Annotated in this window: 1 protein-coding gene; it reads left to right on the top strand. The window is 31.3% G+C overall.

Features of this window, described 5'->3' with window-relative positions; genetic code table 11:
* Positions 1–259 (top strand): hypothetical protein (locus AVBRAN12637_RS09755; RefSeq protein ID WP_336615837.1); only part of this gene is annotated, 259 nt, incomplete at both ends.

Genomic DNA, 259 nt, shown 5'->3' on the forward strand with positions numbered 1-259 from the left:
CATTTGATACTACTCCAACATTTGTGGGTAAATCAGTTGCTAATGATACAATAGTATTAGGATTTGTAAAAGCTAATAATGCAACAGGACAAGATGAATTAATCATGAAAGAATTCCAAGCTGCACCAGATGGACAATTTACATATACTCCTGATTTAACAAACAGAGTAGATGGTAGTGGTTGGGAAGTTGGAACATATAAAGTATATTTATCAAGCTTAAAAACAGGACTTGTTAAAGAATTTACATTTACAATTGA

This window comes from Campylobacter sp. RM12637, assembly GCF_020137645.1.
In the GTDB taxonomy this organism is placed as follows: Bacteria; Campylobacterota; Campylobacteria; order Campylobacterales; family Campylobacteraceae; genus Campylobacter_E.